This is a genomic window from Devosia sp. (assembly GCF_041917035.1).
GTDB lineage: Bacteria > Pseudomonadota > Alphaproteobacteria > Rhizobiales > Devosiaceae > Devosia_A.
The window spans coordinates 1-6,424 of sequence record NZ_JAYRYM010000213.1; the positions used below are offsets into that span (position 1 = coordinate 1).

Here is a 6,424-nt window from a genome sequence, read left to right on the forward strand (position 1 = left end):
GCGCGGCACCAGCCTGCTCGAGGTGCGCTTCGCCGACAACGATCCGCAGCAGGCCAGTACCGTCGCCAACCAGGTCGTCCGCAGCTACATGGATCAGCAGGTCGATCGCTCGATCGAGACCTCGGAATTGGCGCAGCAGTTCATCAACGAGCAGGTTGCCGATACCAAGGCCAAGCTGGAGGCGGCCGAAGCAAAGCTGGTCGCCTATTCCAAGGAGCAGCAACTCGGCGCCGCCGGCGAGGATGGGTCGCTGATTGCCGCCAGCATCACCGCGATCAACAACGCCATGGCCACCGCGGTGCAGTCCCGGCTGGAGAACGAGCGGCTCGTGGCTCAGATCGAGGCAGGCAAGGCCGCCGAACTGAAGCAGGTGCTCGACAGCGAGGCGATTCAGGCCACACGAGAGAAGCTGGCCAACCTGCGGGCAGAATACCAGCAGAAGCGGGGCACGTTTAAACCCGAGTTTCCCGACATGCAGCGGCTCGCTGCGCAGATCGCCGAATTCGAGCGGCAACTGCAGGGCGAGGTGGACGTCATCGCCAACTCGATCCGGCTTGCCTACGAGACGTCGATCCAGGAAGAGAGGGACCTGCTGAACAAGCTCGGCGAACTGGATGCCGAGCAGGTCGCCTTCCGCGACAAGAACATCCAGTACACCATCCTGAAGCGGGACGTGGAATCGTACCGGGCGCAGTACCAGAGCCTGATCGACAAGCGCAACGAACTTGGCGTCGTCGGGGATCTGCGCCGGGCCAACGTCGATGTCGTCGATTTCGCTGTCGTTCCGAAGTCCCCGTTCGAGCCCAGCCTGCTGCGCAACCTGCTGTTGTTCCTTGCTGCCGCTGCCGCCGGCAGCGCGGCGACGATCTATGTCCTCGAGTTGCTCAACAACAAGTTCAGCGTACCGGACCAGATCGAGTCGGAACTGAAGTTGCCGGTACTCGGCATCATCCCCAAGGCGGAGGGTGAGAAGCTCGCCGAAGGGCTGGCCGACCCCCGCTCGGCCATTTCCGAGGCCTATCGTTCGTTGCGCACCTCCCTGCAGTTCTCGGGAACCGACGGCGCCCCGCAGACACTGCTCGTCACCAGTTCCGAGCCGGGCGAGTCGAAGTCGACCACCGCTTTCAAGCTGGCCGAGGAGTTCGCCGCGATCGGCAACAAGGTGCTGCTGATCGACTGCGACCTCCGCCGGCCGAGCCTGCACCGCATGTTCAAGGTCGACAATGCGATGGGGCTCAGCAACCTACTCACCAACACGGTCGAGCAGGCGGAGGTCCCGCGGCTGTTTCACCGATCCGCCCAGCATCCGAGCCTCGTCTTTCTGGCGACCGGTCCGATGGTGCCGAACCCGGCAGACCTGCTGTCCTCCGCGCGCATGGGCGCGGTGCTGCGCGGCTGCATGAAGGGCTATGATATGGTGATCCTCGACGGCCCGCCGGTGATCGGATTGTCGGACGCGCTGATCCTGTCACGCCTCGCGGAGGCAACGATGCTGGTAGTTGCGGCCCACCAGACTGCACGCAAGTCCGCCCGCGCTGCACTGAAGCGGCTTGCATCCACCGGCGGCAACATCGTCGGCGCCATGCTGGGCAAGCTGGATGTCGAGCGGATCGAGTACAGCTATTCCTACCGCTACATGTATGAAGGCTACTATGCATATGGCGCCGAAGCGCAACTGGCCATCGAAGAGGGCGGCCCCGCCGCGGCCCCTTCGCGTCCGAGCCGGAGCCGCAATGCTCTGGTTAGCCTCTACCATCGGCATCTGCGCCCTCTGTTTGAACGCGGCTAGCCGGACCAGCGAGGCCATTGACCCCGGTTTCGCGCTGGCCCTTAATCCGCTCAACATGGAGGCGCGTGTCAACGTCGTGACGGCTGCGCTGAATGCGGTGGGCTCGCCGGATCTGGATGCGCTGTCGGCACTTGCTGAGGACGCCGTCCGGCTGTCGCGTGCAGATGCTCGCGGCTTCAGCCTGCTCGGCGCGGTGCAGGAGCGGGCCGACAACCCGGCCGCCGCCGAAGCGCTCTATCGGCTTGCGTTGAGCCACTCCAAGACCGAGTTGCATGCACTGCTGAGAATCGCCCAGCTTCACCTCGCCCGGTCCGACGTGGCCGGCGCCCTCGACACCATCGATCTGATTCTGCGCCGCTGGCCGGACTACTGGCAGCAGGTCGAGGCGATCTTCGTTTCCGCCTCCGGCGACGCCGCTTCATCCCCCGTGCTCGCCCGAAAGCTCGACACCTTGCCGCCCTGGCGGGCGCGGGCAATCGCGTTGCTGAGCAAGGTCCCGTCGGCACTGGGCTTTGTGCGCGATCTGATCGCGGCCGCACCGGACTTCGTCCGAGCCGCTCCGGGCTGGGGAACCGATCGAGATACGGTGATCGGGGCACTTGCCTCCGCCAAGGCCTACGGCGATGCCTATGGCCTGTTTCTCTCCAGCCTGCGCGCCGAGGAGAAAGAACTGGCGGCCTATGTCTTTGATGGCGGGTTCACGCGGCCGCCGAGCCGAAGCTTTTTCGGCTGGCGCGTGAATCGCACAGGGGCGACCGATATCAGCCTCGGGCCGGGGGGCGGGGCAGGGGGCAATGGCCTCAGCGTACGGTTCCTCGATTCACCGGCGCGCCCTGGCATGGTGAGCCAGAACCTGCTGCTGCCGTTCGGGCGTTACAGGCTGGGGCTCGAGGCGTCGAGCCAGTCGATTGATGCGCCGAAGGGGCTGTTCTGGCGCCTGCGCTGCGGCGGAGGACAGCAACTGACCCGGCTCGATGTGCCGCAAGGTACCGCCGCCTCAGCTCGCCTCGAGGTCGAGTTCGACGTGCCGGCGACCGGGTGCGCCGTGCAGAACCTGAGCCTCGACACCGAGGTGCTCACCGACAGCTGGCGAGATCGCTACCAGGGAGAGGCGCGATTCACCGCCATCGTCATCACTCGGCTCTAGGGCGGGCAGCGCCCGGCGAACTTGACCTGCGACCGGCCGCAGTTGGCCTGCTGCTGATCGTGGCACTGCTGATCGGCGGCAGCTCGGTGCGCGGTGTTGCCAGCAATTGGGTCGTGCAAATCGTCACGCTCGCCTTGGCCCCGGCTCTCGTCGACTGGCGGCGACCGGGCGGCTATTGGCCCGTCGTCAACTGGCTGCCGATCGCCATACTGGTCCTGCTTGTTGCCCAATTGCTGCCACTCGGCTGGCTGCTCGGCTCCGTCGGGACCGTCGAGCCCGGTGTCTCGCTGCCGGCCCCATTTGCCCTGACGGTCGATTGGTGGCGAAGCGCCGAGGCGCTGCTGTTCGTGTTGCCTCTCGCCATGATGTTCGTCGTGCTGGGGCGGTTCACGGTCAATGACTTCAACCGCCTGCTGCCCTTTCTGTATCTGGGCCTGCTGTTCAACGTGGTCTTCGGGCTGGTGCAGTTCGCTGCGCGGACCGGCATAAGTCCGGGCTATCTGCCCTACGAAACGGCCGCCGGCTTCTTTGCCAACCAGAACCACTTCGCCACGTTGATGTTCGTGGGCATTCCCCTGGTGATCTACCAGTTCGTGGCGATCAAGCGTCCGATGTTGTCGCTCGTTGCGGTGGCCATCATCGTCCTCGCCAGCTTCGCGACGCGCTCACTCGCCGGCGCCGTGCTGTCGATCGGCGCGGCGCTGGTGTCCTACGCGCTGGTCGTCCCGCTGCGGATGCACTGGCGTATCGCCCTCCTTTGTGCCGCGGTAGCGGGGGCGGTGGTTCTCTCGTTCAACCCCGGCAACGTGCTGGAGTTCCGGGCTGGCGACCCGCTCGATCGGCTGGCCATCTGGAGGACCACGGCCTCGGCGATCCCGGCCTACCTGCCATTCGGCTCGGGCGCAGGAAGCTTTGAACTGGTCTACCCGCGCTTCGAGGCGGCGGCAGACGTTCGCTACGCCTTCATCAACCACGCCCACAACGAGTATCTCGAGCTGCTGCTCGAGGGCGGCATGCCCGCCGCCCTGCTGATGGCGGCCGGTGTTCTGCTGATCGGCTGGGCCATGTGGTACCGCCCTAGGACATCGCTGCGCTGGGCCGCCTTCTGCGGCCTGCTCTTCATGCTGGCGCACAGTTTTGTCGACTACCCGCTGCGCACACCGGCACTGGCGCTGGTCTTTGTGGTACTCAGCGCAATCGTATTTTGTCATCAATCGGAACAAAACACTTCAGCACAGCCGTCCCGACAATTGTCGTAACGAGGCCGGGGCCCGGACTATTCGGATTGTGCGGTTGATCTGCGCTGCCCCATGTGCTTTTAATCGCATATGGATCAGTGATCCATGGTCGGTCCGCCACACAAATGCTGTTGTTGCCCGACTTACTGGACTCTCGTTGCACGGCTGCGGTCACTCGCGGGACGGTCGCCGGAGACGCACGATACCCTGGCTGATTGCCGCGCACCCGCGGTTTCCGGCCAGCTGGATATGGGAAGTGTCGGGACGTGGACGGTGCGCCGCTTGTGTTGAGTTCAGCCACCAGGGGCAGTTGGGTCAGCCATCTGGGGGCGCTTCGCTATCAGTACCTCGGCGCGCTTCTCGTCGGCATCGTGCTGCCCGTGAGCCTGCGCTGGGGGGGGGAGGTCGACGGCTGGCTGCTGCCCGTGCAGCTCAACACCACCATTGCCTCCAGCCTCGCCATTCTGCTGGGGCTGCTGGGTCTACGCCAGATCGGCGCTCTGCCGGGCGCCCGCGAGAGCTACTACCTCGTCCCGGTGATGCTGGCGAGCTTCGCCGTCGTGCTGGTGGCGATGCTGTTCGGCCGCGTCGAGTACAACCGCTACCTGTTTCCATCGAGCTTCGTGCTCGCCATCCTGTGGATCTTCATCACCCAATCGGTGGCAGGGCGGCACCGCGTCCCAGTCTTCGCCGTCGTCCCAGGGGGGAGGGCGGAGAGGATAACCAGCGTCCCGGACGCCGTCTGGAAGCCGCTGGAGCGCCCGCAACTGCCGGCCACCCGGTTGAGCGGGGTCGTTGCCGATCTCACGGCGGACCTGCCGGACGAGTGGGAGCGCTTCATTGCCGACTGCGCCCTGTCCGGCGTGCGCGTCTTCTCCGTCAAGCAGGTGCAGGAGGCGCTCACCGGGCGTCTCGAGATCGAGCACCTGTCGGAGAACACCCTGGGTTCGCTCAACCCCGACGCTCTTTACGTCAAGATCAAGCAGGGCATCGACTGGATCGGTGCGCTGGCGGCCCTGATCCTGCTCGCGCCCGCCCTGCTCCCCATCGGGCTCTGGATCCGCCTCGACAGTCCGGGGCCGGCGCTGTTCCGGCAGACGCGCATCGGTTTCCGCGGCAAGCCCTTCACCGTCTTCAAGTTCAGGACCATGGTGGTTGACGCGGAGCTTGCGGGTGACGCGAGGACGGCCGCCATGACCGAGCATGGCGACCCCCGCATCACGCGGGCCGGCCGGCTGCTCCGCCGCACGCGCATCGACGAGTTGCCGCAGTTGATCAACATCCTGCGCGGCGAGATGAGCTGGATCGGGCCGCGGCCGGAGGCAGAACCGCTCTCGGCCTGGTATGAGAAGGAACTGCCCTACTACCGGTACCGCCATATTGTGAGGCCGGGGATTTCCGGCTGGGCCCAGGTCAACCAGGGGCACGTCCATCAGGTCGACGACGTGCTCGAAAAGCTCCACTACGACTTCTACTACATCAAGAACTTCTCGCCCTGGCTCGACGCCCTGATCCTGCTGCGCACCTTGAGGACCCTGGCCACGGGGTTCGGAGCGAAGTGAGGCGTGCAGAGATCGATCCCGGCGGGCGGGGGACTGTCGTCGGCGAGGGGGCGTTCATCCCGGGATGGCCCCCTGGCGGGCGGCATCGACTCCCGTCGACCTCGGTAGGTCCGCCGTGCAACCCACAGACGTGCACCGTGCGGCCTCATGGCCGGGGCGAGCTCTCATGGCGCCTGGCCAGCCCCATCTGGATGACTCTGATGTACGGGGCGGGTCCAGGGCCGTGATCGTGTCGACCGGATCCGCCCCCGCAACGGGCGGCCAGCGCTGGTATGCCGTGGCGCTGCAGCCTCACGCGGACGCCCTGGCGCGCGACCAGCTCGAACGGCAGGGGTTCCAGGTCTATGCCCCGACCCTGGTCCGCACCGTGCGTCACGCCCGGCAGTTCCGGACCAAAGCGGTGCCGCTGTTTCCGGGGTACCTGTTCGTGTGCCTCGATCTCGGCCAAATGCGCTGGCGCTCCGTCAACGGAACGCGCGGTGTCCGGCGGCTTCTGATGGCCGGCGACCGACCGGCCCCGGTGCCCGACCAGGTGATTGCGGCGCTCCGGGGGGAGGGGGAGGCAGAGATCCCGCCGGGCGGCGCCATCGAGATCGTGGCGGGGCCGCTGGCCGGGTTGCGGGGGCGGCTCGAGCGGCTCGACAACGGCGCCCGGGTTGCCGTCCTGATCGAACTGCTTCAAGGTCCG

The 6,424-nt window shown here is 66.2% G+C and carries 5 protein-coding genes; all 5 read left to right on the forward strand.

The window, feature by feature from the left end:
* Positions 1–1,789: GumC family protein (locus ACE3TU_RS17350; protein ID WP_374626464.1), on the forward strand; the 1,789-nt coding region annotated here is incomplete at its 5' end.
* Positions 1,776–2,936 (forward strand): hypothetical protein, encoded by a 1,161-nt coding sequence (locus ACE3TU_RS17355; RefSeq protein ID WP_374626466.1) that lies wholly within the window; start codon positions 1,776–1,778, stop codon positions 2,934–2,936. The genes ACE3TU_RS17350 and ACE3TU_RS17355, both read left to right, overlap by 14 nt.
* A gap of 59 nt (positions 2,937–2,995) precedes the next feature.
* Positions 2,996–4,195, forward strand: coding sequence for an O-antigen ligase family protein (locus ACE3TU_RS17360; RefSeq protein WP_374626468.1), 1,200 nt, complete (start codon positions 2,996–2,998; stop codon positions 4,193–4,195).
* A gap of 266 nt (positions 4,196–4,461) precedes the next feature.
* Positions 4,462–5,736, forward strand: coding sequence for a sugar transferase (locus tag ACE3TU_RS17365; protein WP_374626470.1), 1,275 nt, complete (start codon positions 4,462–4,464; stop codon positions 5,734–5,736).
* A gap of 229 nt (positions 5,737–5,965) precedes the next feature.
* Positions 5,966–6,424: transcriptional activator RfaH (locus tag ACE3TU_RS17370; protein WP_374626472.1), on the forward strand; the 459-nt coding region annotated here is incomplete at its 3' end.